The following is a 26,493-nucleotide window of genomic DNA, read 5'->3' as shown; positions in this document are numbered from 1 at the left end:
GCCCCCGGACCCAAGGAGCACCGTTCCCCATGCGCATCGGAATCCTCGGCCTCGGCCGTATCGGCGCCTTCCACGCCGAGACCCTCTCCGGGCTCGACACCGTCGGGTCCCTCGTCGTCTCCGACCCGTTCGCGGACGCCGCGAAGGCCGCCGCCGAGCGGTTCGGCGCCGAGGTCGCCGACTCCCCCGAGGCCGTGCTCGCGGCCGGTGTGGACGGCGTGGTGGTCGCCGCCGCGACCGACGCCCATCCCGGGCTGATCCTCGCCTGCGTCGAGGCCGGCGTCCCCGTCTTCTGCGAGAAGCCCGTCGCCCGCACGATGGCGGAGGGCGTGGAGGTGCTGAAGGCCGTCGGGGGCCGGGACGTGCCGGTCCAGATCGGCTACAACCGCCGCTTCGACGCGGGCTTCGTCGCCGCGCGGGCGGCCGTGCGCGGCGGGGAGCTGGGCAAGCTGCACACCGTGCGCTCGACCACGCTGGACCCGGCGCCGCCGCCGGCCGCGTACGTCGCCGCGTCCGGGGGCATCTTCCGCGACTGCTCGGTGCACGACTTCGACATCATCCGCTGGGTGACCGGCCGCGAGGTGACCGAGGTGTACGCGGCCGGCGGCAACCGGGGCGCGTCCTTCATCGCGGAGGCGGGCGACGCCGACACCACCGGCGCGATCCTCACCCTGGACGACGGCACCCTCGCGGTGGTCTCCAACAGCCGCCACAACGCGCGGGGCTACGACGTCCGCATGGAGCTCCACGGCTTCGCGGACTCCATCGCGGTCGGCCTGGAGGACAAGCTGCCGCTGCGGTCGGTGGAGCCGGGCACGACCTTCCCCGCGGGCACCCCGCACGACTTCTTCATGGACCGCTTCGCGGCCGCCTACCGCGCCGAACTGACCGCGTTCACCGAGGTCGTGGCCGGCTCCCGCCCCTCGCCCTGCACGGTCGAGGACGCCCTGGAGGCGGGCTGGATCGCCGAGGCGTGCACCCTGTCGCTGCGCGAGCACCGGCCGGTGACGATCGCCGAGGTGAGGGAGGCCTGACGGACGGGGCGCACGAGGACGGCCGGGTCCGGGCCCCTGGGAGGGGCGCGGACCCGGCCGTCAGCCGTCGATGAGGCCCCCGCCTTCGTGGCCGGGCTCCCCTCGGGCGGTCCTCGTCGTCGCGCCTCGGCAACGCGGCCACCGAGACGCGTAGGCGCTGCCGGGGCGCGAACAGGGGCAGGGGCAGCCGTGGAGGCCGCCGGTTCCGCCGCGGCGTGCCACCGATGCGGGCGACCGGTGCCGCGGCCCCTGCGGCGGCGACACGGACGGCGATGGCCCGGAGCACCGGATGCCCTCCCCGAGGACCGGATCCCGGCGGCCGCCGTGTCCTGTCGCGCGCCCTTCCGGCGCGGCGGTCCCCGACGGCGAGGGCGGCGGGATCCGGGGTCCCGGATCCCGCCGCCGGACGACGCTCGTCAGCGGTACAGCGCCGGCTTCTCCACCAGGTCGACCGCCGTGCGGACGCCGTCCTCCAGCGCGCGGACGCCCGCCTCGCAGACGGCCGCCGCGGCGTAGCCGTCCCAGGTGCTGGGGCCGGTCACCTCGCCGCGCCGGGTGGCGTCGACCCAGGCCTGCACCTCGTCGTCGTAGGCCTGGGCGAAGCGTTCGGTCCAGTCCTGGGCGACGGTGCCGCCCCAGCGGCCGGCCATGTGGGTGACCAGGGCGTGGCCGTCGCCGATGCGGGCGGTGCCGCGTTCGCAGACCGCCTCGGCCTGCACCTGGTAGCCGAAGCCGCAGTTGACGAAGATCTCGACGTCGGAGAGGGCGCCGCCGTCGGTCTCGAGGACGACGAACTGCGGGTCGCGCAGTCCGTCGGGGGCGCCGGAGGAGGGGGTGGGGCGCAGGACCGTGACGGCGGTGATCTCGTGGCCGAGGAGCCAGCGGGTGGCGTCGACCTCGTGGGCGACGGAGTCGCTGATCAGCATGGAGCTGGTGAAGAAGGGCGGGCTGGCCACGTTGCGGTGGCGGTTGTGCAGCATCAGCGGGCGGCCCAGTTGGCCGGTGGACAGCAGCGCCTTCAGCTTCACGTACTCGGCGTCGTAGCGGCGCATGAAACCGACCTGGACCCGGCGGTGGCCGAGGGCCTGTTCGGCTTCCATGACGCGCAGCGCGGAGGCCGCGTCGGGGGTGAGCGGCTTCTCGCACAGGACGGGCAGGTCGTGCTCGAACGCGGTGAGCAGGGCGGCCTCGTGGGCCGGGCCCGGGGAGGCGATGAGCACGGCGTCGACGTCGGCCGCCGCCATCGCGGCGGCCGGGTCGGTGTGGGCGGTGCAGCCGTCGACGCCCGCGGCCACGGCCTTGGCCCGTTCGGCGTCGACGTCCACGACGGCGGTGACCCGCGCGCCGTTGATCACCCGGTCGATGCGGCGCACGTGGTCCGCGCCCATGCGGCCCGTGCCGATGACGGCGATGCCCAGGGGTTCGCGCCGGTTCATCTCTCGCCTCCTCTTCGGGTCGTCAGGCGCCGCAGGAGCGGAGGAACTTGCGGGTGCGGACCGCGATCGGCAGCGGCTTGTCCGGCTCGCAGGGGTACATGTCCTGCTCGACGATGGCGAAGAGGTCCACGCCCAGCTTCTGCGCGGCCGTGAGGACCGGGCCGAGCTCGGGGACGCCGGCGGGCGGTTCGCACATCACCCCGCGCTGCACGGCCGGTCCGAACGGGATCCCGTTCGCGACGACGTCGGCGAGGATGTCCGGGTCGACCTGCTTGAGGTGCAGGTAGCCGATGCGCTCGCCGTAGGTCTCGATCAGCTTGACGCTGTCGCCGCCGCAGTAGGCGTAGTGGCCGGTGTCCAGGCAGAGGTTGACCAGGTCGGAGTCGGTCGAGTCGAGGAAGCGCTCGACGTGCTCCTCGGTGTCGATGTGGGTGTCGGCGTGCGGGTGGACGACGATGTCCAGGCCGTAGGCGTCCCGCACCTCGCGGCCCAGGCGCTCCATGCCCCGGGTGAGGTGGCCCCACTGCTCGGTGGTGAGCTCCGGGGCCTCCAGGATCTCGGCGGTCTTGTCGTCGCGCCAGAAGGAGGGGATGACGACGAGGTGCTTCGCCCCCATGGCCTGCGTGAGCGCGGCGACGCGGCTGACCTGCTCCCAGGTGGCGTCCCACTCCGACGGGCCGCGGTGCAGTCCGCAGAAGATGGTGCCGGCGGAGACCTTGAGGTTCCGCTTGTCCACCTCCTCGGTGAGGCGGGCCGGGTCGGTCGGGAGGTAGCCGTAGGGGCCGAGTTCGATCCAGGAGTAGCCGGCCTCGGCGACCTCGTCGAGGAAGCGCTGCCAGGGCACCTGCTGCGGGTCGTCGGGGAACCAGACGCCCCAGGAGTCGGGGGCGGAGCCGACCCGGATGCGGTCGAGTGCGACTGCCATGTCAGGACTTTCCTTCCGGGGTTGCCGCGACCGGGGTCTGGAGGTCGCCCTCCTCGGGCAGTCCCTCCGTGTCGACGCCGCGGACCTGTGCCAGCTCGTGCTTGAGGGCGGCCAGTTCGGCGCCGCCGGCCATGTGGTTGGTGAGCTCCTCGAGGCCGACCTCGCTGCGGGCCGCGCTCAGTTCCACGGTGCCCAGGCGCAGCACGCTGAAGTGGTCGCCGACCATGTAGGCGTGGTGCGGGTTGTGGGTGATGAAGATGACGCCGAGGCCGCGGTCGCGGGCCATGGCGATGTACTTCAGCACCACACCGGACTGCTTGACGCCGAGGGCGGCGGTCGGCTCGTCCAGGATGAGGACGCGGGCGCCGAAGTAGACGGCGCGGGCGATCGCGACGCACTGGCGCTGGCCGCCGGAGAGCGTGCCGATGGGCTGCTCCAGGTCGTCCAGGACGATGCCCATGTTGCGCAGTTCCTCGTCCGCGGTCTTCTTCATGCGCTCGATGTCGAGGCGGCGGACGGGCCAGGGGCCCTTGGTCATCTCGGAGCCGAGGAAGAAGTTCCGCCACACCGGCATCAGCGGGACGACCGCGAGGTCCTGGTAGACGGTGGCGATGCCCTTGCCGAGGGCCTCGCGCGGGGTGGTGAAGCGCACCGGTTCGCCGTCGACGAGGAACTCGCCCTCGGTGTGCTGGTGCAGACCGGAGATGATCTTGATGAGGGTGGACTTGCCGGCGCCGTTGTCGCCGAGGACGCAGGTCACCTTGCCGGGGTGGACGGTGAGGTCGACGCCGTGCAGGGCGCGGATGTTGCCGTAGGACTTGCCGGCCGCCCGGAGTTCGACCAGGGGGCGGTCCCCCTCGGGCGGGGTGTCCTTCAGGACGGCACCGTGGGTACCGGTCGTCTTGTCGGTCATTGCGGTCACCTCCGGGTCGCCGTGCGCTGGACCCACAGATTGATGAGGACGGCGCCGAGGAGCATCACGCCGAGGAAGGCCTTGAACCAGTCGGGGTTCCAGCCGGCGTAGACGATGCCCTGCTGCACCATGCCGAACATGAAGGCGCCGAAGACCGGGCCGATCGCGGAGCCGTAGCCGCCGGTCAGCAGGCAGCCGCCGATGACCGCCGCGGCGATGTAGATGAGCTCCTGGCCCACGCCCTCGCCGGACTGCACGGTGTTGAAGGAGAACAGGTTGTGCATGCCGACGAACCAGGCGCCGAAGCCGACCAGCATGAACAGCGAGATCTTGGTGAAGGTGACGGGGACGCCGACCGCGCGGGCGCTCTCCTTGTTGCCGCCGACCGCGAAGATCCAGTTGCCGTACTTGGTGCGCAGCAGGACCCAGGTGGCCAGGGCGGCGAAGACCAGCCACCACACGACCGTGATCTTCACCTGAACGCCGGCGACCTCGAAGGAGGAGGCGAAGATCGCCTTGGCCTGGTCGAAGCCGGCCATGTCGCTGATGTCGTCGGTGGCGACGTTGCCGGTGACGAGTTTGGTGACGGCGAGGTTCACGCCCTGCAGGATCAGGAAGGTGCCGAGCGTGACCAGGAAGCTCGGCAGCCCGGTCTTCACCAGCATCCAGCCGTTGAACGCGCCGACGGCGAGGGACACCGCCAGGGCGACGATCACACCCGTCCAGACGTTCAGGGTGAGCTGGTAGCTGAGCATGCTCGCGGTCAGCGCCGAGGCCACGACGGCGACACCGGCCGAGAGGTCGAACTCGCCGCCGATCATCAGCAGGGCCACGGGCAGTGCCATGATCCCGATGGTCGACGACTGGTACAGGATGTTCGCCATCGAGCTGCCGTCGCGCACCGGCGGGGCGGTGAACAGGAAGAACACCGCGACGGCCACGGCACCGAGGAACACGCCGACCTCGGGCCGGGCGAGCAGGCGCAGCGCCAGCGGGCGCCGCACGGTGCGGCCGTCGGTCTGCTGCGGGCCGGAGGCCGGCGGTGCGGTCACCGCCGGCTCAGCCTGGTGGGTCATGCTCATCACCGAGTGCCCTTCGCGGCGAACTCGGAGACCGCGTCGACGTTGGACTTGTCGACGAACGCCGGACCGGTCAGCACCGGCTGCTCACCGCCGCCGCTGTAGTTGCCGTTGTTCTTGTAGAGCCACAGACCGTCGATCGCGAGGTAGCCCTGGAGGTAGGGCTGCTGGTCCACGGCGAACTCGATGTCGCCGCCCTGGATCGCCTTGGTCAGCTCCTTGTTGAGGTCGAAGGTGGCGACCTTGGCCTTGCTGCCCGCGTCGCCCACCGACTGCACCGCGGTCGGCGCGAAGGGCGCGCCGAGGGTGAGGACGTAGTCGATGGCGGAGTCCTGCTTGAGCTTGGCGGTGATGGTCGACTTCACCGACGGCATGTCGGTGCCGTTGACGTTGACGACCTGGGTCTTGCCCTCGAAGGTCTTCTTCACCCCGTCGCAGCGCTGGGTCAGGCCGACGTTGCCCTGCTCGTGGACGACGCAGACGGCGTTCTTGGCGCCGACCTCGTTCAGCTTCTTGCCGAACGCCTCGCCCGCCACCGACTCGTCCTGGCCGAAGAACTGCAGCAGGCCGAGGTCCTTCCAGTCGCTCAGCCCGGAGTTGAGGCCGACGACGGGTATGCCGGCCGCCTCCGCCTTGGCTATGACGTCCTTGAGCGCGTCCGGCTTGGCGAGGGTGACCGCGATGCCGTCCACCTTCTGGTCGATCGCGTTCTGCACCAGGTTGGCCTGGTTGCCCGCGTTCGGGTCGGAGGAGTAGACGAGGTCGACGTTGTCCTTGGCGGCCGCGGCCTCGGCGCCCTTGCGGACGATGTCCCAGAAGGTGTCGCCGGGCGCCTGGTGGGTGACGAGGGCGACCTTCATGCGGGGCGTGGAGGCCTTGCCCGCGGAGGCGCCGGCTCCGTCCTCCTCGGACTTCTTGCCCCCGGAATCGCTGGAGCAGCCGGCGAGGGTCAGGGCGGCTGCCGCCGCGACCGCGACGAACGGCGCGATTCTGCGGGAGCGGGTGTGAGAAGAGCGGTCCATCGTTCCTGCACCTCACTGTGCTACGCGGGGAAAGGGCGGGAGCCCGAGGATCCGGTGCCCGGAGCCTCGGGAGTCCGGGTGGTGTGCCGTGGGACACGGCTGTCGTGCTGGGACGGGATCAAATCCCGTGTTGCGCCTGCTGTCAATACTTTGTTAAGACATCATTTCACGAGCTAGTCTGAATGTAAGTACAAACTATTGACACCGCCGCCCTCCGAGACCTACACCTGAGAGGCGGCAGGTCCCGGGACCCTCGCCCCACCGTGGCGGGGTGTCCCGGGACCCGCGTCCCCCAGCAGCTCGAGGAGCGTCGCTCAATGGCCGACTCACCACAGTATTTCGACCTGATCACCATGGGCCGCATCGGGGTCGATCTTTACCCCCTGCAGACCGGTGTACCGCTGTCCCGGGTGGAGACGTTCGGGAAGTTCCTGGGCGGCTCCGCCGCGAACGTCGCGGTCGCCGCCGCCCGCCTGGGCCGCTCCACGGCGGTGATCACCCGCACGGGGGACGACCCCTTCGGTGCCTACCTGCACGACGCGCTGAGGGACTTCGGCGTCGACGACCGCTGGGTCACGCCGGTCGCGGCGTACCCCACCCCGGTCACGTTCTGCGAGATCTTCCCGCCGGACGACTTCCCGCTGTACTTCTACCGCCGGCCCAAGGCCCCCGACCTGGAGATCCGCTCCGACGAACTGGACCTGGACGCCGTCCGCGCGGCCGGCATCTTCTGGATCACCGGCACCGGTCTGAGCGAGGAGCCGAGCCGCTCGGCCACGCTCGCCGCGCTCGAGGCCCGCGCGAAGGCCGGCACCACCGTCTTCGACCTCGACTGGCGCCCGATGTTCTGGCGCGACCCGGACCAGGCCCGCCCGTACTACCGCGAGGCCCTGCGGCACGCCACGGTCGCGGTCGGCAACCTCGACGAGTGCGAGGTGGCCACCGGGGTGCGCGAGCCCGAGGCGTGCGCCGAGGCGCTGCTGGCGGCGGGCGTGGAGCTGGCCGTGGTCAAGCAGGGCCCCAAGGGCGTGCTCGCCGTGCACCGCGACGGCGGCCGGGCCGAGGTGGAGCCGGTGCCGGTCGAGGTGGTCAACGGCCTCGGCGCGGGCGACGCCTTCGGCGGATCGCTCTGCCACGGCCTGCTCTCCGGCTGGGACCTGGAGCGGACCATGCGCCACGCCAACGCGGCCGGGGCCCTCGTCGCCTCGCGCCTCGCCTGTTCGTCCGCCATGCCGACCGAGTCGGAGGTCGCGGACCTCCTCGCGCGGGCCGCGTCGCCGAGCGGTGCGAGCCGGCCGAGCCAGCCCTGAACGGAGCCCTTCCTTGAATCTCAGCATCCCCGACCTCACCGCGGTCCGAGCCCGCCGTCCCGAGGCCGTCGCCGAGGCCGCCGCCCGCCGGGCGCGCCGGCCGCTGATCGGCGACAGCGGACGGCTGCTGATCGTGGCCGCCGACCACCCGGCCCGGGGCGCGCTCGGCATCGGCGACCGGCGGCTGGCCATGGCCAACCGCGCCGATCTGCTGGAACGTCTCTGCACCGCGCTGTCCCGGCCCGGCGTCGACGGGGTGCTCGCCACCGCCGACGTCCTGGAGGACCTGCTGCTGCTCGGGGTGCTGGAGGACAAGGTCGTCATGGGCTCGATGAACCGCGGCGGCCTGGCCGGCGCGGCCTTCGAGATGGACGACCGCTTCACCGGCCACCGCCCCGAGGACATCGAGCGCCTGGGCTTCGACGCCGGCAAGCTCCTGGTGCGCATCGACTACGACGACCCGGGCTCCCTGACCACCCTCGAGTCCAGCGCCCGCGCCGTCGACGCCATGGCCGCGCGCCGGCTCCCGGTGTTCGTGGAGCCGTTCATCTCCCGCCGGGTCGACGGCCGGGTCCGCAACGACCTGTCCGCCGAGGCCGTCACCCGCTCCATCGCCATCGCGTCCGGCCTGGGCGGCACCTCCGCCTACACCTGGCTGAAGCTGCCGGTCACCGACGACGCCGACGACATGGCGGAGGTGCTGCAGACCTCCACGCTGCCCGTCGTGCTGCTCGGCGGCGAGGTCGGCGACCAGGAGGCCGCCTACGAGCGGTGGGGCAAGGCGCTGCGGCTGCCCTCCGTGCAGGGCATGGTCGTCGGCCGGTCGCTGCTCTACCCGGCCGAGGGCAGTGTGGAGGCGGCGGTGGACACCGCCGTCGGCCTGCTGTGAGACACCGGTCCCGGGGCGTCGCCCGGGGACGCCCGTTGCGGCACGCTGTTCCGACACGCCTGTTCCCAGACGGAGGCATGGCATGACGTATCACCTTCCCGCCGGCAAGGCCCTCGCCGGCCCCTACCTCGTCGACGTCACCCCCGAGACGGCCGGCTGGGGGTACTCCTCGCTGCGCGTGCTGGAGCTGCCGCCGGGCGGCACGCACACCTTCGACACCGGCGACAGCGAGTGGATCGTGCTCCCGCTGAACGGCGGCTGCACGGTCACCGCCGACGACGACTTCGGCCACGACGCCTTCGAACTCACCGGCCGCACAAGCGTGTTCGACGGCGTCAGCGACTTCGCCTACGTCCCGCGCGACGCCCGTGCGACGGTGGCCTCGGCCGGCGGCGGGCGGTTCGCGCTCACCGGGGCCCGCTGCACCCGCCGGCTGCCCGCCCGTTACGGACCGGCCGCCGACGTCCCCGTGGAGCTGCGCGGCACCGGCACCTGCTCGCGCCAGGTCAACAACTTCGGTGCGGCCGGGGTCTTCGAGTGCGACAAGCTGATCGCGGTCGAGGTCCTCACCCCGGGCGGCAACTGGTCGTCCTTCCCGCCGCACAAGCACGACGAGCACCGGCCGGGCGAGGAGTCCGTCCTGGAGGAGATCTACTACTTCGAGTTCGCCGGCCACGACGGCGTCCCCGGCCTCGGCTACCAGCGGGTCTCCCCCTCCGGCCCGGGCCGCGACACGGACGTGCTGGCCGAGGTCCGCGACGGCGACGTCGTCCTCGTCCCGGACGGCTGGCACGGGCCCTCCATGGCCGTGCCGGGCCACCACATGTACTACCTCAACGTCATGGCGGGCCCCGAGGCCGAGCGCGCCTGGCTGATCTGCGACCACCCCGACCACGCCTGGATCCGCGACACCTGGCCGGAGCACGCCGTCGACCCCCGCCTCCCCCTCTACACCGCCCCCGAGAGGTCCGCATGAGCCCCGCCACCCGCCGACTGACGACCGCCCAGGCGCTGGTGCGGTTCCTGTCCGCCCAGTACACCGAGCGGGACGGCGTGCGGCGCCGGCTGATCGCGGGCACCTGGGGCATCTTCGGCCACGGCAACGTGGCGGGGATCGGGCAGGCGCTCGTCGAGTACGCCGACGTCATGCCGTACCACCAGGGCCGCAACGAGCAGTCCATGGTGCACGCGGCCGTGGGCCACGCCCGCCAGCTGAACCGGCTCTCCGCGCAGGCGGTGACCACGTCCATCGGCCCCGGCGCGACGAACCTGGTCACCGGCGCCGCCCTCGCCACCATCAACCGGCTGCCGGTGCTCCTGCTCCCCGGCGACTACTTCGCCTCGCGCGTCGCCGACCCGCTGCTCCAGCAGCTGGAGCACCCGGTCGCGGCCGACGTGTCGGTCAACGACACGCTCCGCCCGGTGTCGCGGTACTTCGACCGCGTCACCCGCCCGGAGGCGCTGATCCCCTCCGCGCTGAACGCCATGCGGGTGCTCGCCGACCCGGCCGAGACGGGCGCCGTCACCCTGGCGCTGCCGCAGGACGTGCAGGCGGAGGCGTACGACTGGCCGGAGGAGTTCTTCGCCGAGCGCGTCTGGCACGTGCGCCGCCCCGCCCCGGACCCGGTGGAGCTGGCGGCGGCCGTGGAAGCCGTACGGGCCGCACGGCGCCCGCTGATCGTGGCGGGCGGCGGGGTCCACCACAGCGAGGCCGAACAGGCCCTGAAGGCGTTCGTGGACGCCACCGGCATCCCGGTCGCCTCCACCCAGGCCGGCAAGGGCTCCCTGCGCCACGACCACCCGGCCGACCTCGGCGGCATCGGCCACACCGGCACGGCGGTGAGCGACGCCCTCGCCCGCACCGCCGACCTGGTGATCGGCGTCGGCACCCGCTACACCGACTTCACCACCGCCTCCGGCACCCTGTTCCAGAACCCGGACGTGCGGTTCCTCAACCTCAACGTCACCGGCTTCGACGCGCACAAGCTGGCGGCGCGCACCCTGGTCTGCGACGCGCGCACCGGCCTGGAGCAGCTCACCGGGGCGCTGGCCGGGCACCGGGTGGACGCGGCGTACGTGTCCGAGTACCGCGTCGGCAAGGAGCGCTGGGAGGAGGTCGTCGAGGCCGCCTACCGGGCCGAGGACGACAGCGCCGCGCCGACCCAGACCCAGGTGCTCGGCGCGCTCGACGCGGTCGTCGGCGACGAGGACGTGGTGATCAACGCGGCCGGTTCGCTCCCCGGCGACCTGCACAAGCTGTGGCGCGCGCGCAGCCCGCGCCAGTACCACCTGGAGTACGGCTACTCCTGCATGGGCTACGAGATCCCGGCCGCCCTCGGCGTGCAGCAGGCCGCTCCCGGCACGCCGGTGTGGGCCCTGGTCGGCGACGGCACCTACCTGATGATGCCGACGGAGCTGGTCACGGCGGTCCAGGAGCGCCTGCCCGTGAAGATGGTGCTGATCCAGAACCACGGCTACGCCTCCATCGGCGGCCTGTCCGAGGAGACGGGCGGCGAGCGGTTCGGCACCGCCTACCGCCACCGGGCCGAGGACGGCACCTTCACCGGCGCCCCGCTGCCCGTGGACCTCGCCGCCAACGCGGCCAGCCTCGGCATGGACGTGCTGCGCGCCAAGACCGTGCGGGAACTGCGCGAGGCGCTGGCCGAGGCCCGCGCCTCCGACCGCCCGACGTGCGTCTACGTCGAGACCGACCCGGCCCCCACCGCTCCCCCGGCCGAGGCCTGGTGGGACGTGCCGGTGGCCGAGGTGGCGTCCCGCGAGGCCGCCGTCCGGGCCCGTGAACGGTACGACTCCCAGGTCGCCGGACGCCGCCGCCACCTGTAGGACCCCTGCCGCGCGAGGCCCCGCGCCTCCGCGGCCCCCCTCCCCTCCCCCGCATCAGAGAGGTACGTCCATGGCGAAGACCGGTGACCCCGCACGCGCCGTGTCCGGACCCGCGCTCGACTCACTGGACTTCACCCTGGACCGGGGCAGTCCGGTGCCGCTGTACCACCAGCTCGCCCAGCAGCTGGAGGCGGCGATCGAGCACGGCGTCCTCACCCCCGGCAGCCTCCTGGGCAACGAGGTCGACCTCTCCGTACGCCTCGGTCTGTCCCGCCCCACCGTCCGCCAGGCCATCCAGTCCCTCGTCGACAAGGGCCTCCTGGTCCGGCGGCGCGGGGTGGGCACCCAGGTGGTGCACAGCCAGGTCAAGCGCCCCCTGGAGCTGAGCAGCCTCTACGACGACCTGGAGGCGGCCGGACAGGGTCCGAGCACCCGGGTGGTCCGCAACGAGACGGTCCCGGCGCCCGCCGACGTGGCGGCCGCCCTGGGGGTGGCCGAGGGCGGCGAGGTGGTCCTCCTGGAGCGCCTGCGCGGCACCCACGGCCAGCCGGTCGCCCTGCTGTGCAACTACCTCCCGTGCGGCCTGCTCGACCTGGACGGCGCCCGCCTGGAGTCGACCGGCCTGTACCGCATGATGCGTGCGACGGGCATCGTCCTGCACAGCGCCCGCCAGACCGTCGGCGCCCGCTCGGCCACGGCGGAGGAGGCCGTCCGCCTGGACGAGGAGGAGGGCGCCGCCCTGCTCACCATGGAGCGCACGGCCTACGACGACACGGGGCGGCCGGTGGAGTTCGGACGGCACATCTACCGCGCGTCCCGGTACGCGTTCGACTTCCAGCTGCTGGTCAGGTCCTGAGGCTCGCGCTGAAGGACGTGACCGGGCGCGGAAGCCGCTCACCGTCCACGGTGAGGTCGACCGCCTCGTTGAAGAAGGCGAGCCGGCCCCTGATCGCGGCCACGGCGGGCAGCGGGTCGGGGTAGCTCCACACGAGGTCCGGCGGTACGGCGCCCCCGCCGCGCCAGGACCAGTACTGGTCGGCCGTGCCCTTGTACGGGCAGCGGGTGCTGTGGTCCGTGGTCTCGAAGAGGTCCAGGCGGACGTCCTGGCGCGGGAGGTAGTAGCGGGTCGGCAGGGAGGTCTCGAACAGCAGCACCGGGGACCGGGTGTCGGCGACGACCGTGCCCTCGATCTCGACCCGGACGTGGCGGCTGCTCGGCACGGCGTCCACCCGGGTGTGCGGGTCGCGGGGATGGACGAAGATCTCCTCCTCTTCCTCGTACCAGCGGTCGAGTCCCGTGCCGGTGCGCGGGAACCACTCGAAGGCGATGTGGCCGGCCAGGTCGTCCGCGGGGAACGTCCAGGCCGCGTCCGGGCGCACCTCACCGCCGGCCTCGAGGTCGTAGAAGACCGTCGAGCCGGTGTGCCGGCCCGTGAGCGGGTTCCGCGCGGGGCGGAGGAGGTCCGTGCGCACCTCCTCGCGGGGGAAGGCGTACTGCGGGACGGGCAGCCGGGGCTCCCAGACGAGGAGCGGGTGGCGGCTGTCGACGACGGTGACGCCGCCCGCGGTAGCGCGCACCCAGCGCTCGCTGGGCTCCCACAGCAGGCCTTCGGGGGTCGCCCGCATGGCGCGGGCGGCGGGATGGGTGGTCATGGCCGGCGCTCCCTCCGGGTGTCCGGCTCCGGATGTCCGGGCCCCCTCCCACGGTCCCACCGACGGACGCGGATGTCTCAGTGCGCCCCGTCCAGCCGGGCCCGCTGCCCCGCCGTCAGCTCCAGGTCCACCGCCGCCAGGTTCTCCTCCAACTGGGCCACCGAGGACACCCCGGTCAGCGGGACGACCGGCAGCTCGTGGCCGAGCTGCCAGGCCAGCACCACCTGGCCGGCCGTCGCCCCGGTCTCCCGGGCGACCTCCCGCAGCACGGCCAGGCGGGCCGGGGTGCCCGGGTGGTCGTAGTCGCGGGGCAGCCGCTCGGGGCGGGTGTACGCGCCCTTCAGCAGCGGCGAGTAGGCCACCAGGGTCAGTCCGGGTTCGGCCCGCAGGTAAGCGGCCGTCTCGGCGCCGGCGTGGCCGAGGCTGCCGTCGGGGAAGAGGTCCTCCGGCACGTCGGTGCGGGGACGCAGACAGCTGTGCTGGTACTGGAGCACCTCGTAGCCGGGCAGCCCGGCCGCCGCCGCGAGGGAGCGGGCCCGCTCCACCCGCCACACGGCCTGGTTGCTGGCGCCGAGCAGCCCCACCGTGCCCTCGGCGACCAGGGCCGCGAAGCCCTCGACCGTCTCGCGCTGGGGGACGGTGTGGTCGTCGATGTGCGCGTACAGCAGGTCCAGCCGCTCCGTCCCGAGCCGCTCCCGGCTGCGCTCCGCCGACTCCCGGATCACCTTCGCCGACAGGCCCTCGGGGTTGTCGGTGCAGCTCGTGCCGGGGGCGAGCGGGCGGGCGCCGAGCTTGGTCGCGATCACGACCTCGTCGCCGATCCCGCGGCTGCGCCGCCAGCGGCCGAGCAGTTCCTCGCTCTGCCCGCCCTGGCCTCCGTCGGTCCAGAAGGCGTAGTTGTCGGACGTGTCGATGAAGGTGCCGCCGGCCTCGACGTAGCGGTCGAGCACGGCGAAGGAGGTCTTCTCGTCGGTCACCGACCCGAACAGCATCGCGCCGAGCGCGAGCACGCTCACCTCGCGCCGGGTGCGCGGATCGGTGCCGATCGTGCGGTACTTCATGGCCGCTCCCTCGTGTCCCGCACCCCGCCGACCGGGGCACGGGGAGGGAGTCTTCAGCTTGAAGGGCGCTCCAAGTCAAGGGTAGGGGCGACGGGTAAACCAAGCACGGCCATGCGTACCCGGACACCATGAAGGCGGCCGCGCTCCCGAGAAGCCTGGTCAGTGAAGGGGTGGGAACACGAAGGGAGTGGGCGAGGACGGAGAGTCCCGTGTGTCCGGTCAACGCGCGGGTGTCGTCCGCCCGCAGGCGAACAGTGGTCACGGCCTCCGCTCACGGTCCGCGGACCGTCCCGACCGGCGATGGAAGCCGTGGCCCGCCTTCCCGATGCCCGGTCGGCGCATGAGCCCCGCACTCGCTCAGAACCGGTGACCGGGTCCGGCCGAACGCGTTGTGCTGTGCAAGGAGGAGATGTGGCAACCGAGACGTTCAGTATTGACAAGCGGCCCCTGCAAGACCTGCTGCGCCAGGTGGAGGCGGGGAAGATCCAGTTGCCCGAGTTCCAGCGCGGTTGGGTCTGGCCCTGGCCGAACATCGCGAGTCTGCTCGCCTCGGTGTCCCTCAACTACCCAGTCGGCACGATGATGTTACTCAAGGGCGGTGGCGACGTCCGGTTCAAGTACCGGCCGATCGAGGGCGCGACACCGGACGGGCAGGCGCAACCGGAGTCCCTCGTCCTCGACGGCCAGCAGCGGCTGACGTCGTTGTTCCAGTCCCTCGCCATGGACAGGCCGGTGGTGACGCAGGACGAGCGCAAGCGCCGGGCGGTGGGCTGGTTCTACGTCGACATGGTGAGGGCGCTCGACGAGAACGAGGACCGCGAGGACGCCATCCGCTTCATCCCCGCCTCCCGCCAGGTGGTCAACTTCCGCAGCGAGGTGCTGGAGGACTACTCGACCTCCGAGCTGGAGTACCGGCATCGCCTGTTCCCCCTGCGTTGCGTCTTCGACAACTCCTGGGGCGACGGCTACGCACGCCACTGGGGCTACGCCTCGGACGCGATGGAGCTCTGGTACCGCTTCCGGGACGGTTTCGTCCGGTCGTTCGACCTCTATCACTTCCCTGTCATCGAACTCGGCAAGAACACCCCGCGTCAGGCCGTCTGCCAAGTCTTCGAGAAGGTGAACACCGGCGGCGTCACCCTTACCGTCTTCGAACTGCTCACGGCGACGTACGCCGCGGACGAGTTCGACCTCCGCCACCATTGGGAGGAGTGCCGCGCCGCCTGGCAGACCCCCGAATACGCCATTCTGCGCGACGTCTCGAACACCGACTTCCTCCAGGCGGTTACCCTCCGCGCCACCGCCGCCCGGCGTCGGCGCGAACAGGAGGCCGGCACGGACGAGGAACGCCTGCCGCGCATCGGGTGCAAGCGCAAGGACATGCTCGCGCTGAGTCTTGAGGACTACCGGCGCTACGCACCCGACGTCGTCAACGGCTTCAAGGCCGCGGCCAAGTTCCTCCGTCAGCAGTTCGTCTTCGACACGCGTTTCCTGCCGTACGGCACCCAACTCATCCCGCTCGCCGCAATCTTCGCCTTCGCCGGCAAGGACGCGGAGAGCGCGGGTGCCCAGGAGAAATTGGCCCGCTGGTACTGGTGCGGGGTCTTCGGCGAGCTGTACGGCGGCACCACGGAGACGAGGTTCAACCTCGACCTGCCGGATGTCGTCGACTGGATCCACGGCTCGCCGACGGAACCGCGTACGGTCACGGCAGCACAGTTCGCCGCCAGCCGCCTCTTGACCCTGCGTACCCGTCAGAGTGCGGCCTACAAGGGCATCTACGCACTGCTGCTCAAGGCGGGGGCCGTGGACTGGCGCACCGGCGAAAAGGCGGAGGTCACCGCCTACTTTGATGAGGCGGTGGACATCCACCACATCTTCCCGCAGTCCTGGTGCCAGAAGCACGGCTACGAACGAAGCGTCTACAACTCCATCGTCAACAAGACCCCGCTGACTGCCCGCACCAACCGGATCATCAGCGGCACGGCACCGTCCGAGTACCTGCAACGTCTGACCAAGACCGCGCAGACCAGCCCGGAAGGCGTGGCCCAGCGCATCCGCACGCACCTCGTGGACCCCGACCTCATGCGCACGGATGACTTCGACGCGTTCTTCGCCGCCCGGCAGGCGGTCCTGCTGGAACAGATCTCCACCGCCATGGGCAAACCGGCGGTGGACGACCGCATCCCGGGTCAACGCCCGGGGGCAGCGGTACAGGCGGCGGAGCGGACGGAGGGGGCGGCACAGCTGGGGCAGCCTGCGGGCGGCGCCTGACGAACGGGTCGGTCCGGGAGCCGCGCGGTGCCGGCCGCTCATCGCCTTCCTTGATCGGACGCGGCCGCAGGCTGCTCGCAGCCTTGAGGACTCGGAGGTCGTGCGGAGAGGCGGATACGGTGCCGTGGCGGGCCGACGGATCCGCGGCGGAGCGACGTCCGGCATCGGCTTCACCGTACTGGCGATGGCAGCCATCGCCCTGGTCTCCTCCCTCGGGGCCGCCATCCGGCGATGATCCCGGCCATGATGCTCGTCTCCGCCGGGATGGGGTTCGGGATCGTCGGACTGCAGTACATCGCGACGACCGGGGTGACCGAGGACGACGCCGGCATCGCCTCCGGCGTCCAGCGGGCCGCCGACCAACTGGGAGGTTCCGCCGGTGTCACGCTCTACGTCGGCATCGGCTTCGCTCCCGCCCTGGGCGGCACCGACCCGTTCCTCGCCAGTAGCCTCTTGGCCGTCGCCGGGCTCGCCGCCGCCGGGTGCACCGCCTGGTGGATCTCCGTGCCCGCCGCGGTGACGGAGGAAACACTCGGGTGACCCCGGGCAGGGCTGCGCGCGCCCGGACTGCCGTACGGGCGCGCGCAGCCCTGGACAACACTCCGGAGAACGCCGGCCCTTCGCCGGCAGACCGGCCGAAGTGCACGGGGCCGGGGTCCTCAGAAGCCACCCGGCCTGGTTGCAGGGTCCGCATCGTGCACGCCGGGGAGGGAGGAGCCGTCGTCCTCGTCCCACGGGACGTCGAGGTCGTCCAGGTGCGCACTCCACCGCGCTCCCCGCAGGGCGCGGCGCAACTCGGTCACGGAGGCCGGCCCATGGTCGAGCACCGGCAGTATCCGGCCGGGGTCGAGCGGCATCTTGGTGGACCCGGCCACGCTCTCGTCCGGCTCACTGCCGCCGTCGTACAGGTACAGGCTCCCCTCCCAGGGGGCCGGCTCGGCCGCCTGCTGTCTGCCTGAATCCACTGCTCCGGCAGGAAAGACCAAAAGGGTTTCCTTGAAAGGGCGTTCCGGCCGGGGCAACGGAAGCCGTTGGTAGATTCGCCTGTCATGCGATCACCCGAGTACGATCTCGACTTCCGTGACCGGGCCGGTCGGACCCGGGCCTGGGGCATCGGCCTGCTGGCCGTGGCCGGGCTGCTGTGGACCTGGTGCGCGCTGCTGCTCCTCACCCCGTACGAGGTGGACCGCAAGCCCGACGACAAGTACCCCGTGGAATGCGAGTCGCGGCTGCTGACGGAGCACGGCACGGCCAACGACGGCCCGGCCCGGGGCGACTACTGCCAGAACGAGCGGGACTGGCCGGAGGCCGTGGCCGTACTGGGGCTGTCCGTGCCGGTGTCCGTGGCCGGAGTGGCCTTGTTCACCAGCGGCAGCGTCAGCATGAGGATGAGCGCCCACGCCGAGGCGATGCGCGAACTGGACCGAATCGCCGACGAGCGCGAGGCGCGGGCCGCCCGCACACAGTGACGGACCAGGCGTCGAGACGGCACCCGCGGGCGCCTTCGTGTCGCCCTACCGGCGGGGTGAGGGCGGAAGAGGACCGACGACCGTCGACGAGGCTCTGCGCGGCAACGGCCGGCACCTGTCTCCTCCGGGCGTTCGCGCCCGGGTCGGACGCGGACACCTGGTACCTGCGCGACCTGCGCAGCGTCCGCACCGGGGTGGTGATCGCCAGCGCCGACGGCGCGCAGGTCCAGGCGGACACCGGGGACCGGCCGCTCGACGCCTGGGCGCGGACGGTGGCCTTCTCCTCGGCTGCGGACCATCTGGCCCTCGGTCCACGCAGCCCCGAGACGGACGCCCACGTACGGCGTCTTCCCTGACCGGACGGGCGCCGACTGCCTCGCGACTCGTCGCGATGTCATCCGCGAGAACGGTCGAGGGCCGGTTTCGGATGTCTCCGAAACCGGCCCTGACCTGCGACTCTCATAAGTCGGGACGACAGGATTTGAACCTGCGACCCCTTGACCCCCAGTCAAGTGCGCTACCAAGCTGCGCCACGTCCCGGTGCGCTCACGTGCGGTGGACCGCGTGATCGCGCGAACAGCACTTTACCCCACACCGCGCCCCGTGCCGAAGCGAGGGCGGGCGGGGGACAATCGGCGTATGGGCAGCACGGACAGGACATCACCGGGCCGGACGGCCGTCGCGCGGGACCGTGACGGCGAGGGGCGGGCGCGCAACGCCCGGCCGCGGGACGGGTTGGGACGGCCCCTGCCGTACGGCGCGCAGGGGGTGCCCCGGCAGCCCGAGGGGGTCGTCCGGCGTCCGGAGGAGAGCGTCGTCGAGGCGCAGCGGCTGCTGGACGAGGGCAGGCCGTTCCACGCGCACGAGGTGTTCGAGGACGCCTGGAAGACGGGGCCGCAGGAGGAGCGCGAGCTGTGGCGGGGGCTGGCCCAGCTCGCCGTGGGGCTCACCCATGCCGCGCGCGGGAACGCCACGGGCGGGGCCCGGCTGCTGCGGCGCGGGGCCGGTGCGGCTCAGGAGTGGGCGGCGGGGGCCGGGGGCGAACGGCGACCGCACGGGATCGACCTCGACGGCGTCGTCGCCTGGGCCCGGGAGCTGGCCGCGGAGGTGGAACGGGACGGCGGCGCCCCCGTGGACGCGGCGGCGCGGGCACCCCGGCTGCGCGGGGCCGCGTAGGAGAGCGGGCTCCGGCTCCCGACGGGTCCCGGCTCCGGACGGGTCCCGGACCGGGGTGCGGTGCGGGCGGGGCCGGGGCCGTGCGGCAGACTCGGGGCGTGCGAAGGATTCATGTCATCGGCATCGGCGCGGGCGACCCCGATCAGCTGACCCTGCAGGCGGTCAAGGCGCTGCGGGACACGGAGGTGTTCTTCCTCCTCGACAAGGGCGAGGTGAAGGCCGACCTCACCCGGCTCCGCCGGGACATGCTCGACGCGCACGTGCCGGAGGGGACGTACCGGGTCGTCGAGGCGCGCGACCCGGAGCGGGACCGTTCGGCCGGCGGTGCGGCCTACTCCCCCGCCGTCGGGGACTGGCGCAGCGCCCGGGCGGACGTCTACGAGCGGCTGATCGCCGAGGAGCTCGGCGAGGACGGGACCGGCGCGTTCCTGGTGTGGGGGGACCCGGCGCTGTACGACAGCACGCTCGCGGTCCTCGAGGAGGTCCTGCGGCGCGGGGCCGTCGCCTTCGCGTACGACGTCGTGCCGGGCATCAGCAGCGTCTCGGCGCTGGTCGCCCGGCACCGGACGGGGCTCAACCGCGTCGGCCGCCCGGTCCAGATCACCACGGGCCGGCGGCTCGCCGAGGGCTTCCCCGAGGGCGTGGACGACGTGGTGGTGATGCTGGACGCCCACCAGGCCTTCCGGCGGTACGCCGGCCAGGACGGCGAGGGCGCCGAGGACCTCGACATCTACTGGGGCGCCTACATCGGCACCCCGGACGAGATCCTCGTCTCCGGGCCGCTGGCCGAGGCCGCGCCCCGGATCGAGCGGCTGCGCGCCGAGGCCCGTGAGCGCAAGGGCTGGATCATGGACACGTATCTGCTGCGGCGCCGGACGCCCGAGCAGTAGGCGGTACGCGGTCCGGGCGTGCGCGGGCCCGTCCGGGCGTGGTCGCGGCGGGTCCGCCGGTCACGGCCGGTCACGTCCGGTCGAGGGCGTTCAGCCAGTGCAGGGCCGCCGCCGCGTCGGGGACCGTGGCCACCCCGTCCGGGAGGGGCGGGCGCCGGACCACCACGACCGGCAGCCCGAGGTCGCGGGCCGCGGTGAGCTTGGCGGACGTCGCCGCCGCGCCGCTGTCCTTCGTCACCAGCACGTCGATGCGGTGCTCGCGCAGGATCGCCGTCTCACCGGCCACGGTGTAGGGGCCCCGGTCCAGCAGGACGTGCGTGTGCGGCGGCAGGGGCGGTTCGGGCGGCTCCACCGACCGGACGACGAAACGCGTTTTTGTCAGGTGGGCGAAGGCCGCCAGGCCCAGGCGGCCCGTGGTGAGCAGGACCCGGTGTCCGAACCGGGGCAGCAGGTCGGCCGCCGCGTGCAGCGAGGGCACCGGGTGCCAGTCGTCGCGCGGGCCCGGGTGCCAGCCCGGCCGGCGCAGGACCACCAGGGGCACTCCGGTCGTGGCCGCGGCCCGTGCCGCGTGCGCCGTCATGGTCCGCGCGAAGGGGTGCGTCGCGTCGACCACGGCGTCCACGCGCTGCTCGCGCAGCCAGCGGGCCAGTCCTTCCGCGCCGCCGAAACCGCCGACGCGCACCTCGCCCGCGACGGCTCCCGGCCGTGCCACGCGTCCGGCGAGCGAGGTGGTCACCCGGGTCCCCGGACGGGCGGTCAGCTCGGTGGCCAGTTCGCGTGCCTCGGTGGTGCCGCCGAGGACCAGGATGTGCGGGGACATGGCGCCGAGGGTACGGGGGCCGGACACCGCGTCCGGCGCCGCCCCGGCCGCCGGCGCCCCGCACCGCCTTCCGGCCGCGCACCGGTCCGCACACGTCCTACGATGACGCCGTCGACTGGAGGAATCATGGCCGTGGACTTGAGCGGGCGGCGTTACCGCGCCCAGCGGTGGGCGGCGCGGGGGGCGTTGGCCGCCGCCGCGCTCGCGGTGGCGGCCCCCCTCGTCTACGGCGGGCTGCGCGGCCTGCTGCTGCTGGCCTGCGGGGTCCTGGGGCTGGGGCTCAGCGCGTCCGCCGTGTGGTGGACGCTGACGCTGCGGGGCCCGCTGCGGTGGGGGGCCGCGCTGGTCGCCGTGTGCGTGCCCGTAGCCGTGATCACCCTGTTCGCCGCGACCCTGTTCTGGGCGCTGCTGGTGTCCCTGGCCCTGTGGGGCCTGGCGGTGTGGTGCGGCCGGTTCGCGCTGCGGGGGGCGGGCGGCGAGCCGGCCCCCGTCCGGGAGCGGCGGCTGCCGCCGCCCCGGCGGCCGGTGCTGATCATGAATCCCCGGTCGGGCGGCGGCAAGGTGGGCCGGTTCCGGCTGCGGGAGAAGGCGGAACGCATGGGGGCGCGGGTCGTCCTGCTCGACCCGGAGAAGCGGCACGACGTCACCGCGCTGGCCCGGGCCGCCGTCGCGGACGGCGCGGATCTGCTGGGCGCCGCGGGCGGCGACGGCACCCAGGCACTGGTCGCGGCCGTGGCCGCCGAGTACGACGTCCCGTTCCTGGTCATCAGCGCCGGGACGCGCAACCACTTCGCCCTGGACCTCGGCCTCGACCGCGGCGACCCGGCCGCCTGCCTCGACGCGCTGACGGACGGCGTCGAGCTCCGCGTCGACCTCGGCTTCGCGGGGGACCAGCCGTTCGTGAACAACGCCTCCTTCGGCGCGTACGCGGCGATCGTGCAGAGCCCCGCCTACCGCGACGACAAGCTCGGCACCAGCCTGGAGATGCTGCCGGACCTGCTCACCGGCCAGCAGGGGCCCCGGCTGGTCGCCCGCGCGGGGGACACCACGATCACCGCTCCGCAGGCCGTGCTGATCAGCAACAACCCGTACCACACCGGCGACCCCCTCGGACTCGGCCGGCGTGAACGGCTCGACTCCGGTGTGCTCGGCGTCCTCGGCGTGCGGCTGGAGGGCGCCGTGGACGCCGCCGCGCTGCTGCTGAACCCCGAGCCGAGCGGGCTCACCCTGCTGACCGCTCCCGAGGTCGTCATCGAGGCGGACCGCGCGGAGATCGAGGCCGGGGTCGACGGGGAGGCCATGGTGCTGCCGGCGCCCGTCCGCTGCCGGATCGCGCCGGGCGTGCTCCGGGTCCGCGTCCCGCGCAGGCGGCCCGGCGTCACCAAGGCTCCGCCGCGGCTGGACTGGCGGCGGCTGCGCAAGCTGGCGGCGACGGTCGGCCGTACGGCCGCGCCCGCCCGACTGCGGCACCCGGGCGGTCCGCCGTCCCGCCCGCACGGACCGGCCGGCCGGCACGAGCCGAGCGGATCGGGCGCCTCGGCCCCGCCCTCCTGACCGGTCCCGTCGGCCGTCCCCCACCGGCCGCGCGGCTCAGCGCACCAGCAGTTGCAGGCCGCCCACCACCGTCGCGGCGATGACCAGTTGCTCGAAGAGCCGCTGGTCGATCCGGTCCACGGCCCATCTGCCGAGGAGCGCGCCGGGCACCACGAACAGCACGAGTGCCGCGTCGAGCAGCAGCGACCGGGCGTCGATCAGGCCGAGCCCGGCGCTGAACGGCAGCTTGGACGTGTTGACGATCAGGAAGAAGAAGGCGGAGGTCCCCAGGAAGCCCATCTTCCGGAAGCCCGCGGAGAGCAGGTACAGCGACATCACCGGTCCGCCCGCGTTGGCGACCATGGTGGTGAAGCCGCCGAGGACGCCGTAGGAGCGCGCCTTGGCCCGGCCCGCGCGGGTGGTGACCGCGTCCGGTTCCCCCTCCGCCCCGGCCTTCCGCCGCCGCCACACCGTGACCCCGGCCATCAGCAGCAGGATCGCGCCGATCGACGTCCGTACGGCCCCGTCGTCCGCCCACATCAGGAACACCGTGCCGACGACCACGCCCGCCGCGACCGCCGGGAACAGCCGCCACAGCGTGGGCCAGTGGGCGTGCCGGCGGTAGGTGAGGACGGCGAGGAGGTCGCCGGCGATCAGGATCGGCAGCAGGACGCCGGTGGAGGCGCGGGCGGGCAGTACCGCGGCGAAGATGGCGAGGCTGACCGTGTTGGCCCCGCTGACGGCGGTCTTGGAGAAGCCGACGAGCAGGGCCGCGAAGGCGAGCGCGGCGAATTCCCAGGCGTTGAGGTCCCAGAGGGTCATGGTGTTCATGCGGGGACCGATGGTATGTGCAGGCAACCGGGCCCGTAAGGACCGTCTCGCCTGGTGGCACCCGTCGTCCTGGTCGCGTCTCCCGGTCAGTGCCTCTCGACCAGCACCGCGCTCCCCTGCCCCACGCCCACGCACATCGTCGCCAGCCCGCGCTCCGCGCCGGTGCGCCGCATGCGGTGCAGCAGGGTGGTGAGGATGCGGGCGCCGGAGCAGCCCAGCGGGTGGCCCAGGGCGATCGCGCCGCCGCTCGGGTTGACCAGGTCGGGATCGATGCCGAGCCGGTCCACGCAGGCCAGGGCCTGGGCCGCGAAGGCCTCGTTGAACTCGGCCTCCTGGAGGTCGCCGACGGTCCAGTCGGCGCGGGCCAGCGCCTTGCGCGTGGCGGGGACCGGACCGATGCCCATGACGTCCGGGTGGACGCCCGCGGAGGCGCCGGCGACGTAGCGGCCGAGCGACTCCAGGCCCAGCTCGTTCAGGGCCTCCTCGCTGACGAGGATCAGTCCGGCCGCGCCGTCGTTCATCGGGGAGGCGTTGCCCGCGGTGACCGAGCCGCCCTCGCGGAAGACCGGCTTCAGCCGGGCCAGCTTCTCCAGGGAGGTGTCCTCGCGGATGCATTCGTCGGCGTCGACGACGACTCCGTCCGGGCGGCTCACCGGCAGGAGTTCGTCGTCGAAGTGGCCGCTGCGGCGCGCCTCGGCGGCCCGTCGGTGGCTGCGCAGGGCGAACTCGTCCTGGCGTTCGCGCGGGATGCCGTACCGGGCGGCGACCTCCTCCGCCGTCTCCCCCATGGACAGCAGGCCGTGGAGGTCCTTCATCGCGGGGTTGACCAGCCGCCAGCCGAGCCGGGTGTCGGCGGTCTCGACGCGGTGCGGGAGGGCCTCGTCGGGGCGGGGCAGCACGAAGGGGGCGCGGCTCATCGACTCGGAGCCGCCCGCGATCACGATGTCGGCCTCACCGGCCGCGATGGTGCGGGCGGCGGTGGTGACGGCCTCCAGTCCCGAGGCGCACAGCCGGTTGACCGTGGCGCCGGGGACGGACTCGGGGAGCCCGGCGAGCAGCGCGGCCATGCGGGCGACGTTGCGGTTGTCCTCGCCGGCCTGGTTGGCGGCGCCCCAGTAGACGTCGTCCACGCGGGCCGGGTCCAGGGCGGGCACGTCGGCGACCAGACCCCGGATCACGGTGGCGGCGAGGTCGTCGGGCCGGACCGGGGAGAGGGCTCCGCGCAGCTTGCCGAGGGGGGTGCGGCGGGCGGCCGCGAAGTGGACGGGACGCACGAGGGGACTCCTGACCGGATGCCGGGGGCTGTGCCGTGACCGGCGACTTACGTGGTTAGCACCGCTAGTTTTGGACTATAGACCGCCGACCGGCTCCCTGGGAAGATCCCCGGGACCGCACCGGCTCCGCCCGGAGATCCCGTGCCCGGCGTCCGCGGGCGCCCCCGCCCCGGCGCCCGGTACGAGGCGTTCCACGAGACCTGCAGGGCGACGGCGTCCGACGCTCCGACGCGCCTGCCGGACGGCGTTCTCGCAGGCCGAGACGTTCCCGGCGGCGGCCGGGCCGGGTTTGCGGGCAGAGGGCGGGGGCACCCGCGCGTTCAGGGAGTGGTGGCGGAACACCGCCCGGAGTGAGGGCTCCGACCGCGTGGGGAGGACCCCGGGTCGCCCTCCCTCCGGGCGGGGCACCGCTCCCGTACGACCACGGACGCACCGAGGAGGAGCAGCATCCCATGACCGTTGTGAGGAGCACCCTGTCCGACGAGGCCCGCCGGGTTTCCTGCGAGGCCCTCCAGGACACCCTGGTGGACCTGCTCGGGCTGTCGCTGATCGGGAAGCAGGCGCACTGGAACGTCGTGGGCCCGCGTTTCCGTTCGATCCACCTCCACCTGGACGAGGTGGTCTCCGCCTCGCGCGCCCAGGCCGACACGGTGGCGGAGCGGGCCGCGGCGCTCGGCGTGTCTCCGGACGGCCGCCCGGAGACCATCGCCAAGGTCTTCTCCCTGCCGGCCCCGAAGGAGGGCTGGCTGCGCGACTCGGAGGCCGTGCAGGTGCTGGCGGAGGCGCTCGGGGCGGCGATCACGCGGCTGCGCGAGCGCATCGACGCCACCGAGAAGGCCGACCCGGTCACCCAGGACCTGCTGATCTCGATCACCGCGGAGCTGGAGAAGCAGCGGTGGATGTTCGAGGCGGCGAACTTCCCCGGCGAGTCCTGACCGCCGCCGCACCGGCACGGAACGGGCCGGCGCGGCGGCGTCCGCGTCCCTCCGCGGACCCGCGCCCGGCCGGAGCACGCACGTAAGGGGCACAACATGAGCGACGCCCTCGAACAGGACGCGCTGTGGGAGGACTTCCACCGCGTGGTGAACATGACCTCGGCGGAACTCGCGGCCTGGCTGCGGGTGCGCGACGCCGACGAGGAGGTGGAACCGCTGCCGGACCAGGCGGGCACCGGCACCGGGCAGCACGTCCTCGCCATCCTGCAGAAGCGGCGCACCGACCTCACCGAGGACGACCTGCGCGTGATGCAGGAGGTCGTGGACACCGTCACCGCGCAGGCGGACCTGGAGAACGAGCCCGCCGCCGAGGACACCGGTCTCCGGCACCGGCTGATGACGCTCGGCCACGACCCGCTCAAGGCGTAGCCGTGGCCGGCCGTGACGAGCGGGTGGTGCGCGCGCTCGTCGACGCCCACGGCCGGACGTACGCGGAAGAGGCGGGCATCCGGCTGAGGGACACCCCGCAGCCGCTGTACCGGCTGCTGGTGCTGGCCCATCTGCTCAGTGCCCGGATCCGCGGGTCGATCGCCGTGGCCACCGCCCGTGCCCTGCACGAGGCGGGGCTGCGCGATCCCCGCCGCATGGCCGCTGCCGACTGGCAGGAACGGGTGGACGCCCTCGGCCGGGGCGGCTACCGGCGCTACGACGAGCGCACCGCGACCCAACTGGGCGAAGAAGCGGAGTTGTTGATCGAACGCTGGGGCGGCGACCTGCGCGGGCTGCGCGAGGAGGCGGGCGGCGAGGTCCCCGAACTGCGCCGTCTGCTCCAGGTGTTCCCCGGTGTGGGCCCGGCCGGCGCCGACATCTTCCTGCGCGAGGTCCAGCGCGTCTGGCCCGGGACCGCCCCCTACCTGGACGCCAAGGCGCTCCAGGGCGCGCGGCGGCTGGAGCTGCCGCAGGATCCAAACCGGCTGACCGGCCTCGCGGGGCGGACCGAACCGGCCGTCCTCGCGGCCGCGTTGGTGCGCGCGGCCGTCGACGAGAAGGTGGCCGAGGACGCCCTGGACCGGGCCGGTTCCTGACCGGCCCCGGGCGGGCCGCCCCCCGCTTCCCCTCGTCCCTC

General features: G+C 73.2%; 26 protein-coding genes, 1 tRNA gene and 1 pseudogene. 16 read left to right on the top strand and 12 right to left on the bottom strand.

The window, feature by feature from the left end; all coding sequences use genetic code 11:
* Nucleotides 1-29 precede the first annotated feature (29 nt).
* Nucleotides 30-1,034, top strand: a complete 1,005-nt coding sequence (locus CP969_RS32585) for a Gfo/Idh/MocA family protein (protein ID WP_016823617.1) — start codon at nucleotides 30-32, stop codon at nucleotides 1,032-1,034.
* A 416-nt stretch (nucleotides 1,035-1,450) separates the two neighbouring features.
* Here CP969_RS32585 and CP969_RS32580 read toward each other — a convergent pair whose 3' ends face one another.
* From CP969_RS32580 to CP969_RS32560, 5 genes are read right to left on the bottom strand one after another with little or no spacing between them, the layout of a single operon-like run.
* Complete coding sequence (locus tag CP969_RS32580; protein ID WP_004980118.1) at nucleotides 1,451-2,470, bottom strand: Gfo/Idh/MocA family protein; 1,020 nt, start codon at nucleotides 2,468-2,470, stop codon at nucleotides 1,451-1,453.
* A gap of 22 nt (nucleotides 2,471-2,492) precedes the next feature.
* Nucleotides 2,493-3,395 (bottom strand): sugar phosphate isomerase/epimerase family protein, encoded by a 903-nt coding sequence (locus CP969_RS32575; protein WP_004980121.1) that lies wholly within the window; start codon nucleotides 3,393-3,395, stop codon nucleotides 2,493-2,495.
* A 1-nt stretch (nucleotide 3,396) separates the two neighbouring features.
* A complete protein-coding gene (locus tag CP969_RS32570) occupies nucleotides 3,397-4,308 on the bottom strand; it encodes an ATP-binding cassette domain-containing protein (RefSeq protein WP_004980130.1) in 912 nt (303 codons plus the stop codon).
* Between the two features lie 5 nt (nucleotides 4,309-4,313).
* Nucleotides 4,314-5,390, bottom strand: a complete 1,077-nt coding sequence (locus CP969_RS32565) for an ABC transporter permease (RefSeq protein ID WP_004980134.1) — start codon at nucleotides 5,388-5,390, stop codon at nucleotides 4,314-4,316.
* Nucleotides 5,390-6,409: a sugar ABC transporter substrate-binding protein gene (locus tag CP969_RS32560; RefSeq protein ID WP_004980135.1), complete on the bottom strand. Its 1,020-nt coding sequence runs from the start codon at nucleotides 6,407-6,409 to the stop codon at nucleotides 5,390-5,392. The genes CP969_RS32565 and CP969_RS32560 overlap by 1 nt, the downstream gene beginning before the upstream one ends.
* 317 nt (nucleotides 6,410-6,726) lie before the next feature.
* Between CP969_RS32560 and iolC the strand changes: the two genes are divergently transcribed.
* The 5 genes from iolC (at nucleotide 6,727) to CP969_RS32535 (ending at nucleotide 12,308) form a co-directional block, all read left to right on the top strand.
* Nucleotides 6,727-7,719, top strand: coding sequence for a 5-dehydro-2-deoxygluconokinase (iolC, locus tag CP969_RS32555; RefSeq protein WP_004980139.1), 993 nt, complete (start codon nucleotides 6,727-6,729; stop codon nucleotides 7,717-7,719).
* Between the two features lie 13 nt (nucleotides 7,720-7,732).
* A complete protein-coding gene (locus CP969_RS32550) occupies nucleotides 7,733-8,608 on the top strand; it encodes a Cgl0159 family (beta/alpha)8-fold protein (protein ID WP_004980141.1) in 876 nt (291 codons plus the stop codon).
* 82 nt (nucleotides 8,609-8,690) lie between these two features.
* On the top strand, nucleotides 8,691-9,584 hold the full coding sequence (gene iolB, locus CP969_RS32545; protein ID WP_004980143.1) for a 5-deoxy-glucuronate isomerase: 894 nt from the start codon (nucleotides 8,691-8,693) through the stop codon (nucleotides 9,582-9,584).
* Nucleotides 9,581-11,452 carry a 3D-(3,5/4)-trihydroxycyclohexane-1,2-dione acylhydrolase (decyclizing) gene (iolD, locus tag CP969_RS32540; protein ID WP_016823618.1) on the top strand — a complete coding sequence of 624 codons (1,872 nt, stop codon included), beginning with the start codon at nucleotides 9,581-9,583 and terminating at the stop codon, nucleotides 11,450-11,452. Before iolB ends, iolD begins: the two co-directional genes overlap by 4 nt.
* A 70-nt stretch (nucleotides 11,453-11,522) precedes the next feature.
* Nucleotides 11,523-12,308: a GntR family transcriptional regulator gene (locus tag CP969_RS32535; protein ID WP_004980148.1), complete on the top strand. Its 786-nt coding sequence runs from the start codon at nucleotides 11,523-11,525 to the stop codon at nucleotides 12,306-12,308.
* Here CP969_RS32535 and CP969_RS32530 read toward each other — a convergent pair.
* A complete protein-coding gene (locus CP969_RS32530) occupies nucleotides 12,298-13,104 on the bottom strand; it encodes a DUF427 domain-containing protein (RefSeq protein ID WP_016823619.1) in 807 nt (268 codons plus the stop codon). The two genes, CP969_RS32535 and CP969_RS32530, sit on opposite strands and share 11 nt — an antisense overlap.
* A gap of 77 nt (nucleotides 13,105-13,181) precedes the next feature.
* Entirely contained in the window at nucleotides 13,182-14,165 is a 984-nt protein-coding gene (locus CP969_RS32525; protein WP_016823620.1) for an aldo/keto reductase, read from the bottom strand.
* A 411-nt stretch (nucleotides 14,166-14,576) separates the two neighbouring features.
* On the opposite strand from CP969_RS32525, the gene CP969_RS32520 reads away from it, so the two are divergent.
* Together CP969_RS32520 and CP969_RS32515 are read left to right on the top strand one after the other, a co-directional pair.
* A complete protein-coding gene (locus CP969_RS32520; RefSeq protein ID WP_016823621.1) occupies nucleotides 14,577-16,439 on the top strand; it encodes a DUF262 domain-containing protein in 1,863 nt (620 codons plus the stop codon).
* Nucleotides 16,440-16,590: 151 nt separating this feature from the next.
* A pseudogene (locus tag CP969_RS32515) lies at nucleotides 16,591-16,979 on the top strand (MFS transporter); the annotation flags it as partial.
* 119 nt (nucleotides 16,980-17,098) lie between these two features.
* On the opposite strand, the gene CP969_RS32510 reads toward CP969_RS32515, so the two are convergent.
* On the bottom strand, nucleotides 17,099-17,404 hold the full coding sequence (locus CP969_RS32510; protein WP_016823624.1) for a hypothetical protein: 306 nt from the start codon (nucleotides 17,402-17,404) through the stop codon (nucleotides 17,099-17,101).
* 84 nt (nucleotides 17,405-17,488) lie between these two features.
* Here CP969_RS32510 and CP969_RS32505 point away from each other — a divergent pair, with 84 nt between their 5' ends.
* Entirely contained in the window at nucleotides 17,489-17,908 is a 420-nt protein-coding gene (locus CP969_RS32505; RefSeq protein WP_016823625.1) for a hypothetical protein, read from the top strand.
* A gap of 56 nt (nucleotides 17,909-17,964) precedes the next feature.
* Nucleotides 17,965-18,264 (top strand): hypothetical protein, encoded by a 300-nt coding sequence (locus CP969_RS32500; RefSeq protein WP_026084695.1) that lies wholly within the window; start codon nucleotides 17,965-17,967, stop codon nucleotides 18,262-18,264.
* 110 nt (nucleotides 18,265-18,374) lie between these two features.
* Here the strand turns inward: CP969_RS32500 and CP969_RS32495 are convergent.
* Nucleotides 18,375-18,448 (bottom strand) — tRNA-Pro (locus tag CP969_RS32495).
* Nucleotides 18,449-18,547: 99 nt separating this feature from the next.
* On the opposite strand from CP969_RS32495, the gene CP969_RS32490 reads away from it, so the two are divergent.
* Entirely contained in the window at nucleotides 18,548-19,084 is a 537-nt protein-coding gene (locus tag CP969_RS32490; RefSeq protein ID WP_004980155.1) for a DUF309 domain-containing protein, read from the top strand.
* Between the two features lie 98 nt (nucleotides 19,085-19,182).
* Nucleotides 19,183-19,974: a precorrin-6A synthase (deacetylating) gene (gene cobF / locus CP969_RS32485; RefSeq protein WP_004980158.1), complete on the top strand. Its 792-nt coding sequence runs from the start codon at nucleotides 19,183-19,185 to the stop codon at nucleotides 19,972-19,974.
* 70 nt (nucleotides 19,975-20,044) lie between these two features.
* Here the strand turns inward: cobF and CP969_RS32480 are convergent, their stop codons facing one another.
* Nucleotides 20,045-20,794, bottom strand: coding sequence for a cobalt-precorrin-6A reductase (locus tag CP969_RS32480; protein ID WP_039830786.1), 750 nt, complete (start codon nucleotides 20,792-20,794; stop codon nucleotides 20,045-20,047).
* Nucleotides 20,795-20,920: 126 nt separating this feature from the next.
* On the opposite strand from CP969_RS32480, the gene CP969_RS32475 reads away from it, so the two are divergent.
* Entirely contained in the window at nucleotides 20,921-22,348 is a 1,428-nt protein-coding gene (locus CP969_RS32475) for a diacylglycerol/lipid kinase family protein (protein ID WP_016823629.1), read from the top strand.
* A 36-nt stretch (nucleotides 22,349-22,384) separates the two neighbouring features.
* Here the strand turns inward: CP969_RS32475 and CP969_RS32470 are convergent, their stop codons facing one another.
* Both CP969_RS32470 and CP969_RS32465 read right to left on the bottom strand, forming a co-directional pair.
* Entirely contained in the window at nucleotides 22,385-23,158 is a 774-nt protein-coding gene (locus tag CP969_RS32470; RefSeq protein ID WP_026084696.1) for a sulfite exporter TauE/SafE family protein, read from the bottom strand.
* 86 nt (nucleotides 23,159-23,244) lie between these two features.
* Nucleotides 23,245-24,432: a thiolase family protein gene (locus tag CP969_RS32465; RefSeq protein ID WP_016823631.1), complete on the bottom strand. Its 1,188-nt coding sequence runs from the start codon at nucleotides 24,430-24,432 to the stop codon at nucleotides 23,245-23,247.
* 452 nt (nucleotides 24,433-24,884) lie between these two features.
* On the opposite strand from CP969_RS32465, the gene CP969_RS32460 reads away from it, so the two are divergent.
* The 3 genes from CP969_RS32460 to CP969_RS32450 all read left to right on the top strand — a co-directional run bounded on the left by CP969_RS32460 (nucleotide 24,885) and on the right by CP969_RS32450 (nucleotide 26,452).
* Complete coding sequence (locus CP969_RS32460; protein WP_004980170.1) at nucleotides 24,885-25,367, top strand: Dps family protein; 483 nt, start codon at nucleotides 24,885-24,887, stop codon at nucleotides 25,365-25,367.
* Between the two features lie 96 nt (nucleotides 25,368-25,463).
* Nucleotides 25,464-25,796 (top strand): DUF3140 domain-containing protein, encoded by a 333-nt coding sequence (locus CP969_RS32455; RefSeq protein WP_004980171.1) that lies wholly within the window; start codon nucleotides 25,464-25,466, stop codon nucleotides 25,794-25,796.
* Between the two features lie 2 nt (nucleotides 25,797-25,798).
* Entirely contained in the window at nucleotides 25,799-26,452 is a 654-nt protein-coding gene (locus CP969_RS32450) for an HhH-GDP family DNA glycosylase (RefSeq protein ID WP_004980181.1), read from the top strand.
* Nucleotides 26,453-26,493: the final 41 nt, after the last annotated feature.

This window comes from Streptomyces viridosporus T7A (assembly GCF_008704515.1).
Classification (GTDB): domain Bacteria; phylum Actinomycetota; class Actinomycetes; order Streptomycetales; family Streptomycetaceae; genus Streptomyces; species Streptomyces viridosporus.
The sequence above is the reverse complement of the archived record's forward strand: the minus strand, read 5'-3'. Positions and strand labels throughout refer to the sequence as shown.

Bases quoted from the DNA above. Each gene is read 5' to 3' on its own strand.
- CP969_RS32585 (WP_016823617.1), top strand. From the start codon at position 30: ATGCGCATCGGAATCCTCGGCCTCGGCCGTATCGGCGCCTTCCACGCC.
- CP969_RS32580 (WP_004980118.1), bottom strand. From the start codon at position 2,470: ATGAACCGGCGCGAACCCCTGGGCATCGCCGTCATCGGCACGGGCCGC.
- CP969_RS32575 (WP_004980121.1), bottom strand. From the start codon at position 3,395: ATGGCAGTCGCACTCGACCGCATCCGGGTCGGCTCCGCCCCCGACTCC.
- CP969_RS32570 (WP_004980130.1), bottom strand. From the start codon at position 4,308: ATGACCGACAAGACGACCGGTACCCACGGTGCCGTCCTGAAGGACACC.
- CP969_RS32565 (WP_004980134.1), bottom strand. From the start codon at position 5,390: ATGAGCATGACCCACCAGGCTGAGCCGGCGGTGACCGCACCGCCGGCC.
- CP969_RS32560 (WP_004980135.1), bottom strand. From the start codon at position 6,409: ATGGACCGCTCTTCTCACACCCGCTCCCGCAGAATCGCGCCGTTCGTC.
- iolC (WP_004980139.1), top strand. From the start codon at position 6,727: ATGGCCGACTCACCACAGTATTTCGACCTGATCACCATGGGCCGCATC.
- iolB (WP_004980143.1), top strand. From the start codon at position 8,691: ATGACGTATCACCTTCCCGCCGGCAAGGCCCTCGCCGGCCCCTACCTC.
- iolD (WP_016823618.1), top strand. From the start codon at position 9,581: ATGAGCCCCGCCACCCGCCGACTGACGACCGCCCAGGCGCTGGTGCGG.
- CP969_RS32535 (WP_004980148.1), top strand. From the start codon at position 11,523: ATGGCGAAGACCGGTGACCCCGCACGCGCCGTGTCCGGACCCGCGCTC.
- CP969_RS32530 (WP_016823619.1), bottom strand. From the start codon at position 13,104: ATGACCACCCATCCCGCCGCCCGCGCCATGCGGGCGACCCCCGAAGGC.
- CP969_RS32525 (WP_016823620.1), bottom strand. From the start codon at position 14,165: ATGAAGTACCGCACGATCGGCACCGATCCGCGCACCCGGCGCGAGGTG.
- CP969_RS32505 (WP_016823625.1), top strand. From the start codon at position 17,489: ATGCGATCACCCGAGTACGATCTCGACTTCCGTGACCGGGCCGGTCGG.
- CP969_RS32490 (WP_004980155.1), top strand. From the start codon at position 18,548: ATGGGCAGCACGGACAGGACATCACCGGGCCGGACGGCCGTCGCGCGG.
- CP969_RS32480 (WP_039830786.1), bottom strand. From the start codon at position 20,794: ATGTCCCCGCACATCCTGGTCCTCGGCGGCACCACCGAGGCACGCGAA.
- CP969_RS32475 (WP_016823629.1), top strand. From the start codon at position 20,921: ATGGCCGTGGACTTGAGCGGGCGGCGTTACCGCGCCCAGCGGTGGGCG.
- CP969_RS32470 (WP_026084696.1), bottom strand. From the start codon at position 23,158: ATGAACACCATGACCCTCTGGGACCTCAACGCCTGGGAATTCGCCGCG.
- CP969_RS32460 (WP_004980170.1), top strand. From the start codon at position 24,885: ATGACCGTTGTGAGGAGCACCCTGTCCGACGAGGCCCGCCGGGTTTCC.
- CP969_RS32455 (WP_004980171.1), top strand. From the start codon at position 25,464: ATGAGCGACGCCCTCGAACAGGACGCGCTGTGGGAGGACTTCCACCGC.